Annotated in this window: 23 protein-coding genes; 14 read left to right on the top strand and 9 right to left on the bottom strand. The window is 65.1% G+C overall.

The window, feature by feature from the left end:
* Positions 1 to 68: 68 nt before the first annotated feature.
* Entirely contained in the window at positions 69 to 671 is a 603-nt protein-coding gene (locus tag AU187_RS06660; RefSeq protein WP_059101966.1) for a TetR/AcrR family transcriptional regulator, read from the top strand.
* Between the two features lies 1 nt (position 672).
* On the opposite strand, the gene AU187_RS06655 is transcribed toward AU187_RS06660, so the two are convergent.
* Positions 673 to 1,839, bottom strand: coding sequence for a spirocyclase AveC family protein (locus AU187_RS06655; RefSeq protein WP_059101965.1), 1,167 nt, complete (start codon positions 1,837 to 1,839; stop codon positions 673 to 675).
* A 91-nt stretch (positions 1,840 to 1,930) separates the two neighbouring features.
* Between AU187_RS06655 and AU187_RS06650 the strand changes: the two genes are divergently transcribed.
* Positions 1,931 to 2,533: a TetR/AcrR family transcriptional regulator gene (locus AU187_RS06650; RefSeq protein ID WP_059101964.1), complete on the top strand. Its 603-nt coding sequence runs from the start codon at positions 1,931 to 1,933 to the stop codon at positions 2,531 to 2,533.
* Positions 2,534 to 2,563: 30 nt separating this feature from the next.
* Here the strand turns inward: AU187_RS06650 and AU187_RS06645 are convergent, their stop codons facing one another.
* Positions 2,564 to 4,045, bottom strand: a complete 1,482-nt coding sequence (locus tag AU187_RS06645; protein ID WP_059166407.1) for an aldehyde dehydrogenase — start codon at positions 4,043 to 4,045, stop codon at positions 2,564 to 2,566.
* A 127-nt stretch (positions 4,046 to 4,172) separates the two neighbouring features.
* Between AU187_RS06645 and AU187_RS06640 the strand changes: the two genes are divergently transcribed.
* The 12 genes from AU187_RS06640 (at position 4,173) to AU187_RS06585 (ending at position 13,780) form a co-directional block, all read left to right on the top strand.
* Entirely contained in the window at positions 4,173 to 5,438 is a 1,266-nt protein-coding gene (locus AU187_RS06640; RefSeq protein ID WP_059101962.1) for an aromatic ring-hydroxylating oxygenase subunit alpha, read from the top strand.
* Between the two features lies 1 nt (position 5,439).
* Positions 5,440 to 5,778: a hypothetical protein gene (locus AU187_RS06635; protein WP_059101961.1), complete on the top strand. Its 339-nt coding sequence runs from the start codon at positions 5,440 to 5,442 to the stop codon at positions 5,776 to 5,778.
* Positions 5,775 to 7,037 (top strand): metal-dependent hydrolase family protein, encoded by a 1,263-nt coding sequence (locus AU187_RS06630; RefSeq protein ID WP_059101960.1) that lies wholly within the window; start codon positions 5,775 to 5,777, stop codon positions 7,035 to 7,037. Before AU187_RS06635 ends, AU187_RS06630 begins: the two co-directional genes overlap by 4 nt.
* A 22-nt stretch (positions 7,038 to 7,059) precedes the next feature.
* Positions 7,060 to 7,512, top strand: a complete 453-nt coding sequence (locus tag AU187_RS06625) for a MarR family winged helix-turn-helix transcriptional regulator (RefSeq protein ID WP_059101959.1) — start codon at positions 7,060 to 7,062, stop codon at positions 7,510 to 7,512.
* An 80-nt stretch (positions 7,513 to 7,592) separates the two neighbouring features.
* Positions 7,593 to 8,612, top strand: a complete 1,020-nt coding sequence (locus AU187_RS06620) for a ferredoxin--NADP reductase (protein ID WP_059101958.1) — start codon at positions 7,593 to 7,595, stop codon at positions 8,610 to 8,612.
* Positions 8,613 to 8,637: 25 nt separating this feature from the next.
* Positions 8,638 to 9,381, top strand: coding sequence for an SDR family NAD(P)-dependent oxidoreductase (locus tag AU187_RS06615; RefSeq protein WP_059101957.1), 744 nt, complete (start codon positions 8,638 to 8,640; stop codon positions 9,379 to 9,381).
* A 30-nt stretch (positions 9,382 to 9,411) separates the two neighbouring features.
* Positions 9,412 to 10,671: an aromatic ring-hydroxylating oxygenase subunit alpha gene (locus AU187_RS06610; RefSeq protein ID WP_059101956.1), complete on the top strand. Its 1,260-nt coding sequence runs from the start codon at positions 9,412 to 9,414 to the stop codon at positions 10,669 to 10,671.
* A gap of 2 nt (positions 10,672 to 10,673) precedes the next feature.
* Positions 10,674 to 11,009, top strand: coding sequence for a hypothetical protein (locus AU187_RS06605; RefSeq protein WP_059102102.1), 336 nt, complete (start codon positions 10,674 to 10,676; stop codon positions 11,007 to 11,009).
* 19 nt (positions 11,010 to 11,028) lie between these two features.
* Positions 11,029 to 11,874 (top strand): TauD/TfdA dioxygenase family protein, encoded by an 846-nt coding sequence (locus AU187_RS06600; RefSeq protein ID WP_059101955.1) that lies wholly within the window; start codon positions 11,029 to 11,031, stop codon positions 11,872 to 11,874.
* 114 nt (positions 11,875 to 11,988) lie between these two features.
* Positions 11,989 to 13,287 carry a cytochrome P450 gene (locus AU187_RS06595; RefSeq protein WP_059101954.1) on the top strand — a complete coding sequence of 433 codons (1,299 nt, stop codon included), beginning with the start codon at positions 11,989 to 11,991 and terminating at the stop codon, positions 13,285 to 13,287.
* Complete coding sequence (locus AU187_RS06590) at positions 13,284 to 13,475, top strand: ferredoxin (RefSeq protein WP_059101953.1); 192 nt, start codon at positions 13,284 to 13,286, stop codon at positions 13,473 to 13,475. The genes AU187_RS06595 and AU187_RS06590 overlap by 4 nt, the downstream gene beginning before the upstream one ends.
* A gap of 17 nt (positions 13,476 to 13,492) precedes the next feature.
* Positions 13,493 to 13,780 (top strand): DUF1330 domain-containing protein, encoded by a 288-nt coding sequence (locus AU187_RS06585; RefSeq protein WP_059101952.1) that lies wholly within the window; start codon positions 13,493 to 13,495, stop codon positions 13,778 to 13,780.
* Positions 13,781 to 13,878: 98 nt separating this feature from the next.
* Here AU187_RS06585 and AU187_RS06580 read toward each other — a convergent pair whose 3' ends face one another.
* From AU187_RS06580 to AU187_RS06550, 7 genes are all read right to left on the bottom strand, one after another.
* Entirely contained in the window at positions 13,879 to 14,646 is a 768-nt protein-coding gene (locus AU187_RS06580) for an alpha/beta fold hydrolase (protein WP_059102101.1), read from the bottom strand.
* A complete protein-coding gene (locus AU187_RS06575; protein WP_059101951.1) occupies positions 14,646 to 15,851 on the bottom strand; it encodes a cytochrome P450 in 1,206 nt (401 codons plus the stop codon). Before AU187_RS06575 ends, AU187_RS06580 begins: the two co-directional genes overlap by 1 nt.
* Positions 15,848 to 16,048, bottom strand: coding sequence for a ferredoxin (locus tag AU187_RS06570; RefSeq protein ID WP_059101950.1), 201 nt, complete (start codon positions 16,046 to 16,048; stop codon positions 15,848 to 15,850). Before AU187_RS06570 ends, AU187_RS06575 begins: the two co-directional genes overlap by 4 nt.
* 28 nt (positions 16,049 to 16,076) lie before the next feature.
* Positions 16,077 to 17,279, bottom strand: a complete 1,203-nt coding sequence (locus tag AU187_RS06565; protein WP_059101949.1) for a cytochrome P450 — start codon at positions 17,277 to 17,279, stop codon at positions 16,077 to 16,079.
* Between the two features lie 112 nt (positions 17,280 to 17,391).
* On the bottom strand, positions 17,392 to 18,183 hold the full coding sequence (locus tag AU187_RS06560) for an NAD(P)-dependent oxidoreductase (protein ID WP_059101948.1): 792 nt from the start codon (positions 18,181 to 18,183) through the stop codon (positions 17,392 to 17,394).
* Positions 18,180 to 18,998 carry an NAD(P)-dependent oxidoreductase gene (locus AU187_RS06555; protein WP_059101947.1) on the bottom strand — a complete coding sequence of 273 codons (819 nt, stop codon included), beginning with the start codon at positions 18,996 to 18,998 and terminating at the stop codon, positions 18,180 to 18,182. The genes AU187_RS06560 and AU187_RS06555 overlap by 4 nt, the downstream gene beginning before the upstream one ends.
* Positions 18,998 to 19,843 carry an alpha/beta hydrolase gene (locus AU187_RS06550; protein WP_059166406.1) on the bottom strand — a complete coding sequence of 282 codons (846 nt, stop codon included), beginning with the start codon at positions 19,841 to 19,843 and terminating at the stop codon, positions 18,998 to 19,000. The genes AU187_RS06555 and AU187_RS06550 overlap by 1 nt, the downstream gene beginning before the upstream one ends.
* Between the last annotated feature and the right edge of the window lie 31 nt (positions 19,844 to 19,874).

The following is a 19,874-nucleotide window of genomic DNA, read 5'->3' as shown; positions in this document are numbered from 1 at the left end:
ATGCGCCGAAAATATACCAGTCAGTATCTGAATGACCAAGGAGTCAAAAATTGTGGCAAGATGGCGGCATGGTTGAGCGTTGGACGCGGGAGCGGCGCCTCGAGCGCACGCGCTCGTTGCTGCTGAATGCCGCAGAGCAGGTGTTCGCTGAAAGAGGCTTCATACCAGCAACTCTCGATGACATCGCCAAGGCGGCCGGATACTCCAAAGGCGCCATCTACAAATACTTCGCCACCAAGGAAGACCTCTTCCTGGCCGCCAGCGACCGGTACTGGCGCCGGTATTTCGACAATTTCGCCGAGGTGATGTCGTCGGCGGATCACATCGGAGCACGCGAACTCGAAGACATCGCCGAGCGCTGGCGCCAGCTGAGCCGCGACCGCGGCGCCGAACACGCGGCACTGGGCCTGGAGTTCAACCTGTACCTGCTGCGCAATCCGGAGGCGCGGGAACGGGTGGCCGCCAAGCGTTCTGAGGTCGTCGACCAGCTCGCCCGCTACATCGTCGAGGGCATCGACAGTCTGGGCGCGACCCTGTTGATCCCTGCGACGACGTTCGCGCACATCATCATCGCCACGACGGACGCCATCGAGTTGGGCAGCCACCTCGACGACATCGACCTTTACCCGGCCATGGTCGAGATGTACGTGTCCGCCGTCAAGATGGGTTGACTCATTCCCCTCGTTCGAAGGGGACGGGTTCGGGAATCTGCGCGCCTTCCGGTAGGACGAGCTCACCCTCGGTGTTGATGAAGCCCGACTCTCGCGTCGGGAACGGCAGCACCGGATTGGGGCATGGCACATCGGAGCCCTCGCCGCAGAGGCCGTTCATGAAGTAGGAGCGCTTCTGGGTGTCCTCGGGCCAGGGGTCAGGGTGCAAGGCGAAGAATTGGATCGGAAGGTTGAAGAAGAAGAAGAAGCAAGCGCTGATCGCGGCGAAAATCGCCAGAAAGCGGGTCAGTTGTTGCGCGACGAAACCGCCTCGCACATGGTCCAATCCGCGCTCGACAACAGTGCGGCCACGGTCGTCGGTGAAGAAGCGCAGACAGCACATGGCCGTCTGGACGCCGGCCCACATCATGCCCTCATAGACAGGCCACTGGTAGTAGGTGCCTGCGTTGAATGACAGCTCCCGAATGGCACCGGGATATGAGTACAGCCCGGTGGGCAGCAGAATAAGGCCTTCCATGACGAAATCGAGTAAGAACGCCGCCAGATAGGTGACGAGGATCAGCCGCAGATTGCTGATGTTTGGCCAGCGGTTTTTGATCTTGCGCATGACCCAGCATCCGAGGATGGTCAGCATGAGAACACCGGCGGCGTAACCGGGTGAGTTCGTGAAAATGGGTTCCGGCACCATCCGGCCCGGCTCGTCGGGTGAGACCCATCCGGGCACGTACGGGGTCCACGCGCCGAAGTTCGGCAGCCAACTGTTGTAGGTGCACCAGGTGTTGATGTAGTTCAGGAACGGATCCTGGAAGAACATGAGTCCCATGGAAACCAGGAGGATGCCGTCGAGGGTAATTCTGCGTTCGCGCATCCAAGGCCGGATGATGAACCACCACACCGCGATCGGGAAACCCACGCAGACGACGACCATGTTCAAGATGAGCGGGATCTTCATGTACAGCGGTGGATCGGAGGGGCCGGCGGGCACCCGTTCGAAATAGGGCCCGGTGATCCACCTGGTCCACACGTACAACTGCAGCAGCAGGATGGCGCCGCCGAAGACGGCCCAGATTCGGACGACGTTGCTCGGCCGTTGGGTCGAGGTTCCGAGGTCGACGACCTTCGTGGCCGACTCGGTCACGGCGGGCTTCTTGTCCGACAGATCGCTCATGACGCCTCCTGGATGTCTGCGTTCGTCGAAAGATACCAACCAGTATCTTGGTAGCCAATAAGATTCTCAGAATCTGTGGCAGAATTTTTTCATGGTCGAGCGGTGGACACGGGAGCGACGTCTCGAGCACACGCGCTCATTACTCCTCGACGCCGCCGAGGACGTGTTTGCCGAAAAGGGTTTTGCTCCAGCGACTCTCGACGACATCGCGCACGCTGCCGGCTACACCAAGGGCGCCATCTACAAGCACTTCGCCACGAAGGAGGACCTTTTCCTGGCGGTGAGCGACCGGTACTGGCGCCGCTATTTCGACAATTTCGCCGACGTGATGTCCTCGGCGGAGCAGATAGGGTCACGCGAGCTCGACGAGATCGCGGCGCGCTGGCGCCAACTCAGCCGTGACCGCGGTGCCGAGCACGCCGCGCTGGGCCACGAGTTTTCGCTATACCTCCTACGCAACCCCGACATCCGCGCGCGGGTGGCCGACAAGAGGTCGGAGGTCGTCGAGGCGCTCGCGAGATTCATCGTCGACGGCATCGACAGGCTCGGCGGAGCGTTGCTGATTCCGCCGTTGACTTTTGCGCAGATACTCGTGGCGACCAGTGACTCGGTCGTGCTCGGTAGCGAACTCGACGACGTCGACCTCTACCGGCCGGTCATCGAGATGTACGTGTCGGCGATCAAGTTGCCGTGAGCCTGCCGGCCCGCCGCGTCTGAAGTGCCGTCACGCTCCCTTGCCCGCGGCTGCTGCGGCCGTATCCTTTTTCGCCGCAACGGAGATCGACTTGGTCTCGGTGTAGCCGTCGATGCCCTCGCGACCGAGTTCGCGGCCGTAGCCGCTGCCCTTTACCCCACCGAAGGGCGCGAACGGGTCCATCGTGTAACCCTGGTTGACGCCGAAGGTGCCGGTGTGGATACGGGCGGCGACGTCGAGGCCGCGTTCGGTGTCCTCGGTGAACACCGACCCCGCGAGGCCGTAGTCGGAGTCGTTGGCGATCGCGACCGCCTCGTCCTCGTCGGAGTAAGGGATGACCGTCAGCACCGGGCCGAAGATCTCCTCGCGGGCGATGCGCATCGAATTCGTCGCGTCGGCGAACAGGGTGGGCCGTACGTACCACCCCTTGTCGACGCCGTCGGGCATCGCGGTGCCACCGGTGACGAGGCGCGCGCCCTCAGCGCGCCCGGCGTCGATGTAGCCGCGCACCCGTTCCTGCTGGCGTTGTGCCACCAGAGGGCCGACCTGCGTGGCGGCATCAGTCGGATCGCCGACCACCAGGGGCGCCATCTCGGCGGCCAGCGCATCGGTGAATTCGTCGGCCCGGCCGCTGGGGACCAGGATGCGGGTGAGCGCATTGCAGATCTGGCCGCTGTTGCTCAGGCTGGCCGACCGCACGCCGGTGGCAACGGTGGCGGGGTCGGCGTCGTCGAGCACGATCGCGGCGGACTTGCCGCCGAGTTCGAGGCTGACGCGCTTCAGGTCGGCCGCACATGCTGCGGCGACGGTCCGGCCCGCGGCCGTCGACCCGGTGAACGAAACCTTGTCCACCCCAGGGTGTCTCACCAGATACTCGCCGATCGATCCGTCGCCGGGCAGCACGCTCACCACGCCCGGCGGCAGGTCGGACTCGGCGATCATCTCGGCCAACAGCAGCGCATTGAGCGGTGACTCCGGAGCCGGCTTGAGAACCACGCTGCAGCCGGCGAGCAGCGCGGGGATCAGCTTCGTGACGATCAGGAACTGCGGCATGTTCCACGGCACGACGGCGGCGACGACGCCGACCGGCTCACGGCGGATGTGGATGTCCGCGCCGTACATTCCCGGGCGTACCTCACGCCACGGATAGCCGTCGGCCAGATTGCAGAACGCGGTCATCATCATCGCGGGCAACCCGACCTGGGCCCGCTGCGCGAAGCTGATCGGCGCGCCGATCTCCGACGTGATCACCTCGGCCATCTCGGCGCGACGTTCGTCGTAGAGGGCGGCCAGTCGCCGCACGACAGCGATGCGTTCGGCGGGGTCCAGTCGCGGCCACGGACCGGAGTCGATCGCCGATCGCGCGGCCGCCACCGCGTTGTCGACATGCTCGGGGCCGGCAGCAGCCACCTTCGCCACAGGTTCCTCGGTGTGAGGGGAGACGACTTGGATGCGCTGTCCGGTGCTCGCCTGCAACCATCTGCCACCGATGAACAGCTCATCCGAATGCACCTGCCCGACTCCCTTCGGCACCGACTCATGGACCAATATCAACTACTTGTGATTGCCTCGTTCAGGATATATCGTCGGTTAATCAGGCTCCCGCCGAATGCCGAAAAAGCAATGACAGGAGAAGCCGATGGCTCGCTTTCCCAAACCCCCGGAAGGCAGTTGGACAGAGCACTACCCGCAGCTGGGAACGGAGCCGGTCTCCTACGAGGACTCGATCAGCCCCGAGTTCTATGAGATCGAGCGTCAAGCCGTCTTCAAGCGGGCCTGGCTCAATGTCGGTCGCGCCGAGCAGGTTCCACGCAAAGGCAGCTACTTCACCAAAGAGCTCAAGGTGGTGAACACGTCGATCATCGTGGTCCGTACGACCTCGGGCGAGATCAAGGCGTATCACAACATCTGCCGCCATCGCGGCAACAAGCTGGTGTGGAACGACATGCCGCTGGAGGAGACCAGCGGTGTGTGCAGGCAGTTCACCTGCAAGTACCACGCATGGCGCTACGACCTCGACGGCAACCTGACTTTCGTTCAGCAGGAGGGCGAGTTCTTCGACCTCGACAAGAGCCGCTACGGTTTGGTGCCGGTCCACTGCGAGGTGTGGGAAGGCTTCATCTTCGTCAACTTCGCCAAGCAGCCCGAGCAGTCACTGCGTGAGTTCCTCGGTCCGATGATCACCGATCTCGAGGGCTATCCGTTCGACAAGATGACCTCGCGGTTCTACTACCGCTCCGAAGTAAAAGCCAACTGGAAGCTCTACATGGACGCGTTCCAGGAGTTCTATCACGCACCCGTACTGCATGCGAACCAGTCACCCACCGCGTACTCGAAGGCCGCTGCGGAGGCGGGTTTCGAGGCGCCGCACTATCGCATCGAGGGGCCGCATCGGTTGGTCAGCACCTCGGGTATCCGGGCGTGGGAGATGGCCGACGAGATGCGCAAGCCGATCGAGGACATCTGCCAGAGCGGCCTGTTCGGGCCCTGGGACAAACCGGATCTGGGGGAGATGCCCGTCGGACTCAATCCGGCCAAATGCGATCCGTGGGGGCTGGACTCCTTCCAGCTGTTCCCCAATTTCGTAATCCTGTTCTGGGGCCAAGGCTGGTATTTGACGTATCACTACTGGCCCACGTCACACAACACGCACCTCTTCGAGGGCACGGTGTACTTCCCTCAGGCGAGGACGCCTCGCGAGCGAATCGCCCAGGAACTCGCTGCGGTGTCGTTCAAGGAATACGGCCTCCAGGACGCGAACACGCTGGAGGCGACGCAGAGCATGGTCGAGTCGCGGGTCATCGACGAGTTCCTGCTGTGCGATCAGGAGGTGCTGATTCGCCACCTGCACAAGGAAACCGCGGCCTGGGTCGAGGACTTCCAGCGCAAGACGGCGGCGGTGTGACATGACGACCACGACGGCCAAGCTGCCGCCCGAATTCGCCGACCTGGAACAGTTTTCCGACTGGTGCCTGCCGACCGAGGCGGAGCGGTACGCCAAGCGACTGGCCAGCACCATGCAGGAGTTGCAGGCCTTCTATGACGCCATCACCGCGCGAGCAGAGGAGGCCATCGCTTATTGCGACAAGTTCTCGCTCGACGACATGCCCGAGGACGTACTCAACCTGATGCACCTGCTGTACTCGATGATCCAAGCGTCTTTCCCGGTCGAGTGCTGGAAGCAACCGAAGGTGCCCGACTCGGGCGCCACGACGCTGGACTGCGTGTCCGAACCCGTTCCGTGACCAGCCCCACCGTCCTGCGCGCCGCGCGCTGGGCCGATGTCGAAGCCGGCGAGGTGCGCTCACCGGCCGTGGTGGTCGTCGAGGGCAACCGCATCTCTGCGGTGAATCCGCCTGAACCGCCGCCGAATTCGACGATCGTCGAGCTGGGCGATGTCACGCTGCTGCCCGGCCTGATGGACATGGAGCTCAACCTGCTCATCGGCGGGCCCGGCGGTCCCGAGGGATTGCCCAGCCCGATGCACGGCGTACAAGACGATCCGGCGTATCGCACCCTGCGCGGTGCGGTGAACGCCCGCACCACCCTCGAGGCAGGTTTCACCACGGTGCGCAACCTCGGCCTGATGGTCAAGACCGGCGGCTACCTGCTCGACGTCGCCCTGATGCGCGCAATCGACCAGGGGTGGCACGTCGGCCCTCGAATCTATCCGGCCGGCCACGCCGTGACGCCGTACGGCGGGCATCTCGATCCGACCGTGTTCCAGCGACTCGCACCGGGGATCATGCCGCTGTCGGTGGCCGAGGGCATCGCCAACGGCGTCGACGACGTCCGCGCTTGCGTGCGCTATCAGGTACGGCACGGTGCCAAACTCATCAAGGTATCGGCGTCGGGCGGCGTGATGTCGCACAGCACCGCGCCCGGCGCGCAGCAGTACTCCGACGACGAGTTCGCCGCGATCGCCGACGAGGCTCACCGCGCCGGGGTACGGGTCGCCGCGCATGCGGTGGGCGACAGCGCGGTTCGCGCCTGCATCAGGGCCGGTATCGACTGCATCGAACACGGCTTTCTCGCCAGCGACGAAACCATTCAGCTGATGGCCGACACCCGGACATTCCTGGTCTCGACCACCTACCTGACCCAGGCGATGGCGATCGACCGCATCGCTCCGGAGCTGCGCAAGAAAGCCGAAGTGGTCTTCCCCCAGGCGCAGGCCATGCTGCCCAAGGCCATCGCTGCGGGTGTGCGCATCGCCTGTGGCACAGACGCACCCGCGATACCGCACGGGCAGAACGCCAAGGAACTCTGCGCGTTGGTCGAGCGCGGCATGACCCCGATGCAGGCGATCCGGGCCGCGACGGTTACCAGCGCCGAGTTGATCGAGGCCGACGACGAATTGGGCCTTCTCGCACCGGGATATCTCGCCGACATCATCGCCGTGCCGGGCGATCCGTCCGCCGACATCGCGACCACGCTGGACGTTCGGTTCGTGATGAAGGACGGACAGATCTACAAGCACGACGGGGGTGAGGGCCGTGGCTAGGGAGACAAACCCAGAACTGGGTATGGAGCTCGGCGACAACATCCTGTGGCATCTCAAGCAGGCGTGGTACTTCTCGCTCACCGCAGTCAACGACGCAGTCAGCCAACACGGCGTCAGCACCGCGCAGATCGGTGTGCTGCGCCAGCTCACGAACGAGCCGGGGCTGTCGGGAGCCGAGCTCGCGCGTCGGCTGTTGATCACGCCGCAGGGTGTGCAGCTCGCGATGAAGGCGCTCGAGCAGCGCGGGTTCGTCGAGCGCAAACCCGACCCGCAGCACGCGCGAATTCTGAAGGCCTACCTGACCGAGGAGGGGCGCAAGGTCGCCACCGCGGTCGTCAGCGACGCGATCGCCGCGCACGAGGCGGTGTTCGGCGTGCTCACCCCGGAAGAGCAGCAGACGTTGCGTGACCTGTTGGCGCGCGTGGTCGAGAAGGGCACCGGGCACACGCTGGTCGACGACCACATCGGCGACTAGCGGCTCAGCCATTTCCGAAGCCGATCCGGCTACGAGCTACTCCTTGAAACCAATCACAAGTACTTGATACTCTATGGGTGATGTCGGAACAAGCCGTCGAATTCGCGCCACTGCGCATCAAGCGGGTGGTGCGCGAAACCAGTGATGCGGTGTCGCTGGTGCTCGACGTGCCCGCCGATTGTTCGCAGCGGTTCCGGTACAGGGCCGGCCAGTTCCTGACCCTGCGGGTGAAAGTCGCCGGGGACGATCACCGGCGCTGCTACTCGATGTCGTCGTCGCCCCACAACGGCGAAGACCTGCAGATCACCGTCAAGCGTGACCCCGGAGGGCTGGTCTCCAACTATCTCAACGACACCGCATCCGCCGGCGACGAGATTCACGCCGCGCCGCCGGAGGGCCGCTTCGTCCTGGGCGAGGCCGAGCGCGACATCGTGGCCTTCGCGGGCGGCAGCGGTATCACCCCCATCTTCTCGCTGATCGGTTTCGCGCTGGTGAGCACCGACCGACGCGTCAAGCTGTTCTACGCCAACCGAAGCCGTGACTCGGTGATCTTCGGCGAGTCGCTGAGTGCCCTCGCCGATGACAATTCCGACCGATTGGCCGTGACCCATCACTTCGACGAGGAGTCCGGGGTGGTCCAGCGCGCCGCGGTCGAGGCGTTCGTCGATTCCGGTCGCGACGTCGAGTACTACATCTGCGGTCCCGGACCGTTCATGGACACCGTGGAAGCGACGCTTCTCGAGGCAGGGGTTCCGCGTGACAGGTTGCATCTCGAGCGGTTCGAGGTCGCGCCGCCGCCCGTTGACGTCGTCGAAGCCACCGAACAGACCGAGGAAGTGGTCATCGAGCTGGACCGCAAGACCGTCACCGCGCCCTACCGGGCGGGTAACACGTTGCTGCAGACGGCCCGCATCGCGGGGCTGCGGGCGCCGTCATCCTGCGAAACCGGTTCCTGCGGAACATGTATGGCGCGGATCGAGTCGGGCAGCGCCCGGATGCTGAACAACGATGCGCTCGATGACGACGAAGTGGCCGAGGGATGGGTGCTGACGTGCCAGTCCCTGCCGACCAGCCGAACAGTCCACGTGATCTACGAGTAGGGGTGCTGAAGATGAGGCGGAGGCGATGACACGGGTCGCGGTGGTGACGGGCGGCGCGTCGGGCATGGGGGAGGCAACCTGCCACGAGCTCGGCAGGCGGGGACACAAGGTCGCGGTGCTCGACCTCAACGGTGACGCGGCGCAACGAGTCGCCGAAGATCTGCGCGCACAAGGCTTCCCGGCGCTCGGCGTCGCGGCCGATGTCAGCGACCGCCAAGCGGTGGAGGATGCCTTCGCCAAGGTGCGAACCGAGTTGGGACCGGTGCACATCCTGGTCACCAGCGCCGGCGCGGTGGACTTCGCGCCGTTCACCGAGATCACCGTGCAGGCCTGGCAACGGCTGGTCGATGTGAACCTCACCGGAACGTTTCACTGCTGCCAGGTGGCGGTGCCCGACATGCTCGACGCGGGTTGGGGCCGCATCGTGATGATCTCGTCGTCGAGCGCCCAGCGCGGTTCACCTGGCATGGCCCACTACGCCGCGTCCAAGGGTGCATTGCTGTCGCTGACCAGATCGCTTGCCCGCGAATACGGTCCGGCGGGCATCACCGTCAACAACATTCCACCGTCAGCCATCGAGACGCCGATGCAACACCAGTCCCAGGCCGCCGGCCACCTTCCGCCCAACGAGCAGATGGCCGCGAGCGTTCCGCTCGGTCATCTCGGCACCGGCGAGGACATCGCCGCCGCCGTCGGGTTCCTGTGCTCCGAGGAGGCCGGCTTCATCACCGGTCAGACCCTGGGCGTCAACGGCGGGTCGGTGATGTGATGAGAGTTCAACCACGACAGGGAGGTTCGCATGGGAAAGTGGCCTAAGCCGGCGGAGGGCAGCTGGACTGAGCACTATCCGGATCTGGGTACCGGGCCGATCTCGTTCCGCGATTCCATCTCTCCCGAGTTCTACGAACTGGAATGTGAAGCGGTTTTCAAGCGGGCCTGGCTCAATGTCGGCCGGGTAGAGGATGTGCCGCGGGTCGGCAGCTACTTCACCAAGGAGATCGACGCCGCCCGCACGTCGGTGATCGTCGTCAGGGGCAAGGACCAGCAGATCCGCGCCTTCTACAACGTCTGTCGGCACCGTGGCAACAAACTGGTGTGGAACGACTATCCCAATGAGGAGGTCAAGGGCACCTGCCGCCAGTTCACCTGCAAGTACCACGGATGGCGCTACGACCTCAAGGGTGATCTCACCTTCGTCCAGCAGGAGGGGGAGTTCTTCGGCCTGGACACTTCGCGGTACGGGTTGAAGCCGGTGCACTGCGACGTGTGGAACGGCTTCGTCTTCATCAACTTCGATCCCGAACCTCGGTGGAGCCTGCGCGAGTTCCTCGGGCCGATGATCACCGCGCTCGATGACTACCCGTTCGACCTGATGACCGAGCGCTACGAATTCGAAGCGCACAACAACAGCAACTGGAAGATTTTCGCCGACGCGTTCCAGGAGTACTACCACGTACCGTCGCTGCACTCACAGCAGGTGCCCAGTGCGGTGCGTCAACCGAATGCGACGTTCGAGTGCGGACACTTTCAGATCGACGGGCCGCATCGCCTGGTGTCCACGGCGGGCACCCGGCGGTGGCTGCTCGATCCCGAGTACATGTACCCGGTCGAAAGGGTCACTCGCAGTGGTCTTGTCGGCCCATGGCGGACACCGGAGACCCACCAGTCGGCCGGTCTGAACCCGGGTGGGATCGAACCGTGGGGCATCTCCAACTTTCAGATCTTCCCGAATCTGGAGATCCTCATCTACCACGGTTGGTACCTGCTGTACCGGTACTGGCCGACGTCGCACAACACCCACAAGTTCGAGGCGTACAACGCTTTTCACCCGGCGCGCAACGTGCGTGAGCGCATCGAACACGAGGTTGCCTCGGTCGTGCTCAAGGAGTTCGCGCTACAGGACGCCGGGATGCTCGGCGGAACGCAGGCGGCGTTGGAGTATGACGTGGTCGACGATTTTCCGCTCAGTGATCAGGAGATCCTCGTGCGACATCTGCACCACGAGGCCGTCAAGTGGGTCGAGGAGTACAAGGCCGAGCGCAGTCCGGTGGGGGTGTGACCATGCCGCAGACCCGACTGCCCAGCGCATTCGCCGAGTTCGAGCCGTTTGCCGAGAAGTGGTGTCTGGCAACGGAACCGGAGCGATGGGAAGCGCGGCTGAGCACACCCATGCAGGAGATGCGGAAGTTCTACGACGCGTTCTCGCCCCGCTTCGAGGAGGCAATCGACTACTGCGACAAGTTTCCGCTCGACGATGTCCCCGACGACGCGCTGAACCTGTTGCATCTCGTCTACTCGATGATCATGGTCTCGATGGCCGTCGAGATCTTCGGTACGCAGAAACCCATCGACTCCGCTGACGCCGAGATGCACCGCGTCAGCGCGCCGGTGCCGTGATGACCAGGACGGGACGACCATGACTGTGCTGACGATCAACAAGCTCACCGCATCAGTCGGCGCCGAGGTGCTCGGCCTGGATTCCGACGCCCTGGCAGGAGACGATGCGCTGGGCGCCGCCGTCCTCGACGCCCTGGAAGACAACGGCGCGCTCGTGTTTCCGGGTCTCGGCCTGACACCGCAGGCACAGGTGGCGTTCTGCCGGCGACTCGGCGACATCGACCACTCGTCCGATGGCCACCATCCGGTGGCCGGCATCTATCCGGTGACGCTGGACAAGTCGAAGAACTCGTCCGCGGCGTACCTGCGCGCCACGTTCGACTGGCATATCGACGGTTGCACTCCGACCAACGGCGAGTGCCCGCAGAAGGCGACCGTGCTTTCCGCCAAACAGGTGGCCGAGCGCGGTGGTGAGACGGAGTTCGCCAACTCGTATGCGGCGTACGAGGCGTTCAGTGACGAGGAGAAGGAGCGCTTCGGAGCGCTGCGGGTGGTTCATTCGCTCGAGGCGTCGCAGCGCCGGGTCACGCCGGATCCGTCGCCGGAGCTGGTGGCCAAGTGGCGTTCGCGTCCCACCCACGAGCATCCGCTGGTGTGGACCCACCGCAGCGGTCGCAAATCGCTGGTGTTGGGCGCTTCGGCGGACTACGTCGTCGGCATGGATCTCGACGAGGGCCGAGCCTTGCTCGCCGACCTGCTCGACCGTGCCACCCGGCCTGACCTCGTCTACAGCCACCGGTGGTCCGTCGGCGACACGGTCATCTGGGACAACAACGGTGTCCTGCACCGCGCGGCGCCGTACGACCCCGATTCGCCGCGCGAAATGCTGCGCACGACGGTGCTCGGCGACGAGCCGATCCAATAGTGCTGAGCGGTTGCACAGCACCGGTCGTTGACGACGGCATTGCCGTATGGAAATCTGATACCCCGATATGAGAATCACGTTCTCGCCTGCTGAGATCGTCGAAACGGAGGGCCAATGACGGAGGACCTCACCTCGGTCGACTTCTTCCGGGACGGCCGTCTGACCGACGACCCGTACCCGTTCTACGCGGCACTTCGCGACAAGTGCCCGGTCAGCCGGGAGGACCACTACGGCGTGACGATGGTGACGGGCTGGCAAGAGGCCGTCGATGTCTACAACGACGCCGAGACGTTCTCGTCGTGTATCTCGGTGACGGGCCCGTTCCCCGGTTTTCCGGTCGCGCTCGACGGCTTGCAGGACGACGACATCACGGAGCTGATCAACCAGCACCGCGACGAGATCCCGTTCAGCGACCAGTTGCCGACGCTGGACCCGCCGACGCACACCAATCACCGCGCCCTGCTGATGCGGCTGATCACGCCCAAGCGCCTCAAGGAGAACGAGGATGCGATGTGGCAGCTGGCCGACGACATCCTCGACGAGTTCCTGGCGCCGGGTGAGGGCGAGTTCATCAAGGGCTTCGCCGGGCCGTTCACGTTGCGCGTCATCGCCGATCTGCTCGGCGTCCCCGACGAGGACCGCCCCGAACTGCTCGAGCGGCTCGCGCGCGGCACCCACGGCGGCGGGCTCGGCAACGCCGAGAAGACGCTCACCAAGACGCCACTGGAATACCTGTACGAGGTGTTCGCCGAGTACGTCGAGGATCGTCGTCGTGAGCCACGTGAGGACGTGCTGACCGGCCTGGCGACGGCCACGTTCCCCGACGGGACGATGCCCGAGGTGGCCGACGTCGTGCGGGTGGCGACCAACGTGTTCTCCGCCGGGCAGGAGACCACGGTGCGGCTGTTGTCGACGGCGCTGAAGGTGATGGGCGACAATCCCGACATCCAGCGCAAGTTGCGCGAGGACCGCAGCCTGCTGCCGAACTTCATCGAGGAGTGCCTGCGCATCGAAAGCCCCGTCAAGGGCGACTTCCGGCTGTCGCGGGTGCCGACGAACATCGGCGAGCAGTCGCTCGGCGCCGGCTGCACGGTGATGGTGATCAACGGGGCCGCCAACCGCGACCCGCGCCGCTTCGAGGATCCCGACAGGTTCGATCCCGAACGTAAGAACGCCCGACAGCATCTGGCGTTCGGTCGCGGCATCCACAGCTGCCCGGGAGCGCCGCTGGCCCGCGCCGAAACGCGTGTCGGGCTGGAGCGATTGCTGGACCGTACGACCGATATCCGGATCAGCGAAAAGCACCACGGCCCTGCCGGTTCGCGCCGCTACTCCTACATCCCGACATACATCCTGCGAGGCCTGACCGAACTGCACCTGGAGTTCGATCTCGTCGACGGTGGTGCCCGATGAAGGTCACCGTCGACGAGGACCGCTGTGCGGGCCACGGCATGTGCCTGACATTGTGTCCCGAGGTGTTCGAGATGACCGACGACGGCTGGGCGGTCGCCGATCCGGGCGACGTGCCTGTCGGCCTGGAGGATGCCGCCCGCGATGCCATCCAGAACTGCCCCGAGCAAGCGATCCGCGAAATCGATTGACCACGAAGGAGTTTTCAGTGCCCAAGGCGTACATCCTCATCACCGAGGACGTGAAGGACCCAGCAGGCATGGCCGAGTACGCCAAGCTGGCCGGCAAGGCGATGGCCGGCTCCACGCTGCTGTCGTTCGACCAGAAGCCCGAGCTGCTCGAGGGCGAGTGGCACGGTACGCAGACCGTGTTGCTGGAGTTCGAGTCGGAAGAGGCGGCCCGCGAGTGGTACAACTCCGACACCTATCAGGAGGCCGCCAAGTTACGCCAGGCCGCCGCGGACTGCAACGGGGTCATCTTGCACGGCCTCGGCTGATTTCTATCGCCCAAACCGACGTTCTGGCGGGAAAGTCCGAGTGAAACCCGCCAAAACGTCGATCTCGGCGCAGCGGTGAGCGGCGGTGATCAGCTGGGTCAGTGGGGCACCAGCGGGCCGCTCGGTGACGTGGTGGTGGCGTGCACCAATAGCCCGGCGAGCTCACGCGGCTTGCTGAGGAACGGCGAGTGCGACGCGTCGATCGTCAACTGCTCGACGCCGAGGCGGTGTGTCACGGTATCGGCCAGCCAGCGTGGCATCGAGCGGTCCTGCATACAGCGGATGAAGCTGCGGGGCAACTCGGCGGCCCAGAACGACGGCACCGACACCGGCGTCACCGTGGTGTCGCCGAACCGCTCCGGGCCGAGGCGGTCGAACGCCCAGCGCGCGGTGGCCTCGTCGCAGTCGTGATAGAAGTACTGCCACGCGCCGTCGAAATCGGCGAACCACATCGCACCGTCGTCGTCGAACTTCAGATAGCTCAACATCTCTCCGACGTCGGCATCGAACTCGCCGTCTTTGATATCGCTTGAGTCCCGCATCGCCATCGCCTCGGGATAGGTGCGGCCCTCGCGGGGTAGCGCCGCCGCCAGGTAGACGATGTGGCTGACCAGATCCGGGCGGGCGTCCGCGGCCAGGGTGGCGTCGAACCCGCCGCCGGAGTGCCCGACGAGCACGTCACCGGGTTGCATGACCGACACGATCGCGTCGCGCCGGTTGGCCAGCGTCGACTCCTGCTCGGTGCGCGCGCCGTGGCCGGGCAGGTCGACGGCCACCGCGTCGTGGCCCATCTGATGCAACTCGGCGATCGTGTGTTCCCAGCACCAGGCGGCGTGAAAACCGCCGTGCACGAACACGAAACGCATCAGTGCAGCACTCGCACCGGCACACTCGACCAGCCGGCGACGTTCTGCGCCGCCACCCGCCGGCACTCGTCGAACAGCACCTCGTAGCGCGGCATGAAGTCCAGAAGCTTCTCCAGCGCGATGGCACTCTCCATGCGGGCCAGCGCCGCACCCAGACAGCTGTGCACGCCGTAGCCGAACCCGAGGTTCTGCGCCTCGGTGCGATCGCGGTCGATGTCGAACGTGTCGGCGTCGGTGAATGCCTCGGGGTCCCGGTTGGCCGAACCGGCAAGCAGGAACACCGGTTTGCCGGCCGGGATCGTCACCCCGTGCAGGTGCACTTCCCGCATGGAGCGCCGCACGTTGTACTGGTTGGGCGCCTCGTAACGCAGCAACTCTTCCACCGCGGCCGGAACCTTGCTGCGGTCGTCTAGCAGCTTGCGCCACTGGTCGGGGTTGCGCGCGAACGTCACCGCGGCGTTGCCGACAAGTTTGGTGACGGTTTCGGCGCCCGCGCCACCGAGAAGGGTGGCGAAGCCGGCGATCTCGAAGTCGTCGAGCTGCTGCTTCTGGCCGTCCTCCCGCTCGATCTCCGCGGTGATCAGGCGGCTGAACATGTCGTCGCGCGGTTCGGCCCGTCGCTGTTGAATCAGGTCGTAGTACAGGCCCATCAACTGGCCGACGGCCTGTAGACCCTCCTCGGACATCTCGATCTGGCCGGGTTCGCGACGCAGCGAGATGTCCACCCATTCGCCGACCTGCTGGCGGTATTCCTCTGGTACACCGAGCATCTGGGAGATCACTTCGACCGGGAAGAGCGCCGAGAAATCCTTGACGACGTCGAAGCGGTCGGGATCGACCCGCGACAAGTACCGCTCGATGGTCTCGGAGACCATGGGTTTCAGCGCCTGGATGGCTCGGGGGGTGAACACCTTGTTGACCAGGCTGCGCATCTGCCGGTGTTCGGGCGGGTCCATGACGATGATCATCTTCGCGGCCATCGGTTCCTCGGACCGCACCGTCGCGAGGTCGAGGCCGTACGCCGACGAGTACGTCTGGAAGTCCTTGTACGCCGCGGCCACATCCTCGTGCCGGGACAGCGCGTAGAAGTCGTGCTCCGCGTTGTAGTAGACCGGCGCCTCCTCTCGCAGGCGGCGGTAGATCTCCCAGGGTCCGTTGAAGAACGCCTCGGAGAACGGGTCGAAGACGAGTTCGGTTGTCGTCATTCGTCTTCGATCGAGATCGCCTGCCGCGGGCACTGGCGCACGGCTTCTCGGACCTGCTGCTCGTTCTCCGGCGTCACTTCTTCCTGTAGTACATGAAGGTAGTCCTGGTCATCGAGGTCGAACACCTCGGGGATGATGCCCATGCACACCCCGTTGCTTTCACAGAGCCCGAAGTCGACGACGATCTTCTGAGTCACAGAAGCGCCCTCCTCCTCACCCAAGCGGTCACGTCAACACCTTCACGGGGACGTGGTGGTACCCGGCGACGTTCTGCATGTGCACGCGTTGCAGGCCGTCGAAATCGACCTCGTAGCGCGGCATGAAATCGAGCAGGTGCTCGAGCGCGATGGTGGTCTCCAACCGGGCCAGCGCGGCACCGAGGCAACTGTGGATGCCGTAGCCCAGGCCCAGGTTCTGCGCCTGCGTGCGGTCACGGGTGATGTCGAACGTCTCGCCGTCGTCGAACGCGCGGGGGTCACGGTTGGCGGCCGCTTTCATCAGGAACACGGGCTTGTGCGCGGGAATCGTGCCGCTGGGCACTTCGGCTTCCCGGAGGGTATAGCGCACGTTGTACTGCACCGGGCCCACGTAGCGCAGCAACTCTTCGACGGCAGCAGGTACCAGGCTTCGGTCGTCGAGCAGCATCTGCCACTGCTCGGGATGCCGCGCGAATTCCACCACGGCGCTGCCGACCAACTTGGTGACGGTTTCGGCGCCCGCGCCGCCGAGTAGTGCGACGAAGCCGGTGATCTCGATGTCGTCGAGTTTGCGCATTTCGCCGTTCTCGCCGGGAACCTCGGCGGCGATCAGGCGGCTGATCATGTCGTCCTGGGGGTCCTGCCGGCGCTCCTGCACGAGGCCGAAGTAGTAGACCCCCGCGTCCATGTTGGCCTGCATGTTCTCTTCGGACAGGTCCACCTGTCCGGGTTTGACTTCCAGGCCCTTGTCGATCCAGTGCCGCACCTGCTGGCGAAACTCCTCGGGCACCCCTGCCATCCGGGTGATCACCTCGACGGGGAACGGACCGGAGAAGTCCTGCACCACATCGAAGTTGTCGGGATCCACCTTGGACAGATAGTGCTCGACGAGTTCGACGACGGTGTCGCGCTGCGCCTGGATCGCCCGAGGGGTGAACGCCTTGTTGAGCAGGCTGCGCATGAAGCGGTGTTCGGGCGGATCCATGAAGATGATGGATTTCTGGAACCCTTTGCCGGACTTGATCATGTTCAGGTGGCATCCGCGGGTCGATGAGAACGATTCGTGGTCCTTGAGTGCCGCCGCCACGTCCGCATGCCGCGTCAGCGCGTAGAAGTCCTGCTCCTCGTCGTAGTAGATCGGCGTCTCGTCGCGCATCCGGGCGTAGATCTCATACGGGTCGTCGAAGTACTCCTGCGAATACGGGTCGAACACGAGTTTCGGCTTGGTCATGATCTCCTCTTTCGCGGTGGGCTGGTGACCGCTTCCGTTACGCGAGGGCGCAATTGTGTAACGTCAATAGTATCCCCCACGGGAAGGGTTTGAGTAGGGAGAATCGCTGTCTTCATCGTCGAATTCCGGCGTTGATGACGTCGTCGAGTAAGCCCAGGTCGCGGCCCAGCTCAGCCGCCGTCTTGCGGACCACGTCGACGTCCTTGCCGATGAACTCGGCGACATCGGTTACGAACCCGGACACCGATCCGCGAGCGGAGATGAACTCGCCGACGCGGCTTGCCCCGCTGCCATGGGATATCGACGCCAGCAGTTTGGTCTCGTCCACCCCGAGGGAAGCGCCCAGCGTCACGGATTCGGCGAGCAAACCGATCTGCGCGGCGAACAACGCGTTGTTGATCAACTTGACGGCTTGGCCCGCGCCGAGCGGACCGACATGCAGGATCGGGTCGCCGTAGGCGCCAACCACCGGTTGCACCCGCGTGACCGCCTCATCGGAGCCGCCGACGAACAGGGTCACCTCGCCGGCGGCGATGTTGTGCGGGCCGCCGCTGACCGGCGCGTCGACGACGTCGACATCGGGGAACTGCGCGGCGATGGTCTGTGCGGTGGCGGGGCTTCCGGTCGTGTGGATCACGAGCGAGGCGCGCGGGGGCATCGCCGCCACCAACCCGTCGTGCAGGCAGATCTGTTGCACCTGCTCGTCGGTGAAAACGCACACGATCACCACGTCGGCGTCGGCGGCTTCGGTAGCGGTGCCGACCGGACGCGCGCCGAGATCGCGCACGGCAGCGCGCTTGTCATCGGTCCTGCCAAGAGCTGCGACGTCATGACCGGTTGCGACGAGACGGCGCACCATCGGGGCGCCCATCCGGCCCGCCCCGACGAAGCCGACGCGGGTCACCGCGGATGGTCCATCGACTCCAGGGCGGTGTCGGCCACGGTGAACACCGAACCCTCCGGCACCGACGCGCTGGCGGCGATGTTGGCGGCGTGCCGAACGTCTTTCTGCAGCAGCGCTCCTGCGATCGGGGCGAGGCCCTCCACCGTGCCGCCGAACATGGAGATGCTGCCGAGCGCTTTGCTGGTGGCCGATCCGCCGTTGAGGACCTCAGCGAGGCGCATCCGCGGGATGCCCAGCGACTCACCGAGATCCAGAGTGCTCAACGCTGCGCCGAGGTTAGCGGTGAACAACAGGTTGTTGAGGATCTTGGTGACCTGTCCGCTGCCCAGCGGACCGAGGTGCACGATCGGGTCGGCATAGGTGGCGAACACCGGACGGCAGCGTTCGACGTCCTCCTCCGCACCGCCGACCATGACCAGCAGCTTGCCCTCCTCGACGGCGGGAGCGCCACCGCTGACCGGCGCATCGATTACCGAAACTCCCTGCTCTGCAGCGGCTTTGGAGATCTCCCGGCAGGTGTCGGGATGTACGGTGCTGTGAATGGCGACGATTCCGCCGGGGGCCAGGCCGGCGAGCACGCCGGACTCGCCGTTGAGCACCTCGCGGACGTCGTCGTCCCCGACCACGCAGAGGCAGACCAGATCGCTGGCGGCGCCCAGTTCGGCGGGTGAGCTCGCCGTCTTCGCGGGGGTGTCGTTGTAGGGTTCCAAGCTGGCCTCCCGGCGGGCCCACAGCGTCGTCTCGAAACCGCCTTCGGCGATCCGGCGTGCCATGGGACCGCCCTGGCTGCCCAGCCCGATGAATCCGACGCGCATCAACCCGCCTCCAACTTCGTTTCTGCGCTCAAGTGCGCGACTACACATTCCTCGACAAACGACAAGACCTTCAGGTGGTATGCCGCAGCGCTGACCGACAACGACATGTTGTGTCCGGCATTGCGTTGCTCGTCGAACACGAACCTGGGTGCGGCCGTGAAGACGGCGGCGATGTCGGCCAGCGCGTCGGGATCGGTGCGCCACACCCGTTCGTGCTCGGCGACGACGAACTGCACCGGAACGCTCACCTGCGCCGCGAGCGCCGGGAAGTCCTGTCGCGGCCAGGTTTTGGTGGTCTCCGCTTCGTACTGCGCGCCACCGGAGGAGTTGGTCATGCCGGAGAGCACCTCGGGTGGATAAAGGTGCGCGGGCCGCCACAGCAGTTCGCGTAACCCGACCGGTCGCCGGGTGGCGGTCGCGGTCTTCATCATCTCGGCGGCGTGATCGCTGTACCGCAGACCGGTACCGGCCAAGCTGAGCCCGAGAACGCCTGCATCGACAGCATTTTCACTTGCGGTCATCCGCACTGCCAGCTCGCAGCCGGCCGAGTGGCCGAGCAGGACCAGCCCGGCGCCGCGGGAACCGTCAGCGAGGACCTTCTCGACGGCGCCGTAAGCCAGCGAGACGCGTTGGTCCGGTTGCTGCATCGCGTCCGGATACGGCGCCGAACTCCCGTAGCCCGGTCGGTCCAGCGCGACGACGGTGAACCCCAGCGCGGCGCCGATGCGAAGCAGCGACAGCCGGGGATGGCCGGGGCAGTCGAAATACGCCGCGGTGCTGGCTCCACCGTGAAAAGCGATGATCACGGCCCTCGGTTCGTCGACGGCGGCGACGAGCCCCGACATCGGCACGCCGTCGACGAGGACGACGCGGGGG

The organism is Mycobacterium sp. IS-1556, from assembly GCF_001499985.1.
Classification (GTDB): domain Bacteria; phylum Actinomycetota; class Actinomycetes; order Mycobacteriales; family Mycobacteriaceae; genus Mycobacterium.
This window is presented reverse-complemented; position numbering and strand designations above follow the sequence as displayed.